2 protein-coding genes and 1 tRNA gene are annotated in these 3,589 nt (G+C 34.0%); all 3 read right to left on the bottom strand.

Annotation, left to right across the window (positions count from 1 at the left end; genetic code table 11):
• Window positions 1-692: 692 nt before the first annotated feature.
• A complete protein-coding gene (locus F6K13_RS35870; protein ID WP_124146157.1) occupies window positions 693-848 on the bottom strand; it encodes a DUF4277 domain-containing protein in 156 nt (51 codons plus the stop codon).
• Window positions 849-1,362: 514 nt separating this feature from the next.
• Window positions 1,363-1,444: transfer RNA gene (locus F6K13_RS23735), tRNA-Leu, on the bottom strand.
• Window positions 1,423-2,295 carry a M48 family metallopeptidase gene (locus tag F6K13_RS23730; protein ID WP_124146155.1) on the bottom strand — a complete coding sequence of 291 codons (873 nt, stop codon included), beginning with the start codon at window positions 2,293-2,295 and terminating at the stop codon, window positions 1,423-1,425. The genes F6K13_RS23735 and F6K13_RS23730 overlap by 22 nt, the downstream gene beginning before the upstream one ends.
• Window positions 2,296-3,589 lie beyond the last annotated feature (1,294 nt).

Below are 3,589 nucleotides of genomic sequence, written 5' to 3'. Positions count from 1 at the left end.
AGGGGTTTTAACTTGCTTGTTATTCCTGCTGTACTCCATGAATGCTTTTGAGAATGACATCAGTTGCCGGAACTCATCAGTAGACATCTCCAAAAATTGCCAAAGTCCTTCTATCACCCTTAGCGATCGCATTTTAATAATTGCCAAGTGCTTAATTTTACACTGCTATTCAATTGTTGATGTTTTTGGGCCTTATACCTGTTTTCATCTCAAGTTTATCCACTGAGTAGATAGTATAGCAATGTGCGCTGGCATATTTACACATTATTTTTTGTACACCTTTTCTAGAGTGCACTTTGAGCTGGACATTGTAAATACCTGAGCGCTCATTGCTATATCTTTGACAACTTGGAGGAAAAAACTTCAATAACTCTAAACGCTCATAAGTGAGATTAGATATGCTCTTAACTCCAGAATTAATCAATAAATAAATCGACTGAAAACATTGAAATATCCAGGGTAAAGTTGGTCTATTAGTAGGACGGCCTAAATGAACTTGAATCTAGGTGGACTGTGCTGGTTTCGCTTCTGAAAATTTTCACTGCTTCTAACACCACAGACATGAAAATCTGATTTAATCCTGTGCGATCAAGTTGGTCTAATATCATGTCCGGTTGAATAATTAGACTTTGGTGGTAAGGAAGGCAGAAGGGTTTCTTCCAATTTTAACCTAATTCTATACACAAACGATGCTACCGGACATGATATAATACCCTTCCTAATCTATCATCGTTAAAATACTCTGCTTTCACCCCTTGGGCAATTAAATGTTCTATAGCTTTCCCCTCAAAAAATTGACTAAACAAATATAATGGAGATTCAACTAATCCTAACCCATTTAAGAGCATTCCTTTAACTACTTAACCCCCTGTTATTTTTTCTGGTAACTGAACTCCCGCGTAGTTGATTAATTTTCTTTTCTATGCCAATCTCATCAATAATTCCTGCTACTAATCCGATCTGGGTCTAGGTTACTTACTTCTATTGACATTTTCTCCTCTTTTTTGATCTTCACCTCTTGTCTAGAATTACAGTTTGAGGTTTTTTTTTCTTGAGTCTAAATACTTACTCAAGTTTTCCCCTGTTCATGTACTACATTTTGTCATGCGGAATGTGGGTTATAAGTACTAATCATGTATCAAGTTCGATCAAAGTTTTATAAAAAAAAATAAAAAATGGGAACCTTGGTTCCCACTTTCCTGATTTTTGAGATTTTTTCTTAGTTGCTGTTGTTGCTTTTTGACTTGCCTTAACCTAACATTTCCTCCTCTGCCTTTAATATTTCTTCCCTGGTAACGAGGAGACTCCCATCTTTTCAACCTTTGTGCCATATCTTCAAATATAAACTCATTTTAGTATAACTGGGCAGAGAGAGACTCGAACTCTCACGACCGAAGTCGCCACATTTTGAGTGTGGTGCGTCTACCAATTTCGCCACCCGCCCTTACTTTGACTATTATAATCACTTCTTGTCAAATTTTGCAAGATATCCTGATATTTTTGACTACTTGACCATCTGTCAATTTCTCTAGCACGCAATACAGGTAATGGATGGGTTAGTTGAGCTGTTTGAAGTTGCCTTAAAACTTCACCCAGTTCCGTATTACTAAATTCTTTGTAAGCTCTTGCCTGAGCTAAAAAAGCATCAACATTAAGCTGAGCAGATATACTCGGAGAACCACCTGCCAACTTCATCAGAACTGATGCAACTACTTTTGGGTTTTGTGTTGCTAATAGAGCTGCGCGGTCGCAAGTAAATTCTGCACACCTGACCCATTCTAGTATTTGATTTTGTATGCTTTGAGCTATAATACCACCCCATGTCGAAATTTGTCCAGCAGCCAGTACAATTAAATTACCTAAAGTAAGGTATACTCCATGTTCGCATTTAAGATGTCCTAGTTCGTGACCTAATACTGCTTGAATTTCTTCTAAGCTGAGTAATTCTATCAAAGATGTATGAACAACAATGAAAGGTTGCTTACCTCGCATGGCAAATGTATAAGCGTTGGGAACAGGATGTTGACGAACATATAATTGTGGTGGTTCTAAGTCTACTGTTTGGCAAGCATCTAAAAGTATTTTGTATAAATGTGGTAATTGATTCTCGCCTACTAATACACTAGATGCAATATTTTCCATGTAGAAAAATTGCTCTCCTAATGGTCCTAATAATTGCCTAACTAATAAATCTATGCCTGGTAGTTGTTTGATTGTATTAGTTGCTTCTAAGTCTAATGGATGCCGAAAATTATCTGCTTTCAAGCCAATTAAGGGTATTGTTGCCAAAGACATATTTTGTTAATAGTAACTATAGTTACTGTGATTTTAGCACAATTTGAGAAAAATAATTTCTGTTTCAATGTTAAGGAAAGTTTTATTTTTTAGTTAGTTATTGTTATGTCGCCCAAAAAAATTAACTAAATTTAGTTTAAGTTTGATATTAAGTAGAGCAAGCTAAAAAAAAGAGGTTACATTTTTAATCAAAAAAATACTCAAGGCAATGAATACCAACTTTTGAGCTAATTTATAATTTGATACATAGCGCCCAAAATTTACCATTTTCTACTTAGAATGGTTTGGTGTAGTTCATTTATTCAAAAAGGATATTAAAAACTTTAAAAGCTTAAATATATACAGGATATTTCATAATCAATGAGGTACATGTGTGGCGGGAAATATGCCCGTACTTTATAGTTAATCTTTATTACCTCATATACCACTGAATTTTCTGTATGTATTTAAAAGTAACTACTTTCACTATCAAGTAGATAAATTTAATGTTAATAGAAGTTAATAACTTGATGATTAAAATCTAGAGAAAAAATGTCTACATGATTAAATATATGTATTCATTGCGACGGGAAATCATTTAAAAACGCTTGTTTTTTTAGTAAGTAAATTTCATCAACAGAAAGGTAAAACAAATCACTAGATATTCTAGAGTTATACCAACTTTATAAATGTTTGCTACAAATAGCTAGGAGATTTTTTAGGAATCAGAATGAAAAGCTTAGATACCATTTCCATTTTTGAGTTCATAACTTATCTTTTTGGCGTTGCTGAATCAAGGGATGAATCTTTTTTGAACAGGTAAATCTCATCCTTAATACTTCATACTTCTTTTTTGTCCAAGCATACAATTATCCCACAAATATGCAACGCTTCTTTTTAGTCAAAGGAACATCTCCTATAAAACTAATGGCTATTCGTCCTTACTACCCTTATTTTTTTTAAAATACTTTTTTCAAATTAGTATTAGATACCATTAAAAAATGGTGGCAAATTATGGAATTATATTGCCAAAAATTAGTTTAGACTTTGACTAAAAAAACTAATATTAATCATTACAGCAATTTTCAAATTCAAAATCTTGTTCATCAAAAATCTAAAATTATTCCTCACTGTGCAATACCATTAGACCTCTGCAGAATAGAGGTATTAGGGAGTAGGAAGTAGGGGGAATTGAAGAAGGAGACAGGAGACAGGAGACAGGAGACAGGAGGAAAATTACATGGGGATTCTCACCCCAAGTAATTTTGAACACCGTGTAGACGGTGGGGTATTAAACCCACAAAGAAAATGATAA

This window comes from Okeania sp. SIO2B9 (assembly GCF_010672505.1).
GTDB lineage: Bacteria > Cyanobacteriota > Cyanobacteriia > Cyanobacteriales > Microcoleaceae > Okeania > Okeania hirsuta.
The sequence above is the reverse complement of the archived record's forward strand: the minus strand, read 5'-3'. Positions and strand labels throughout refer to the sequence as shown.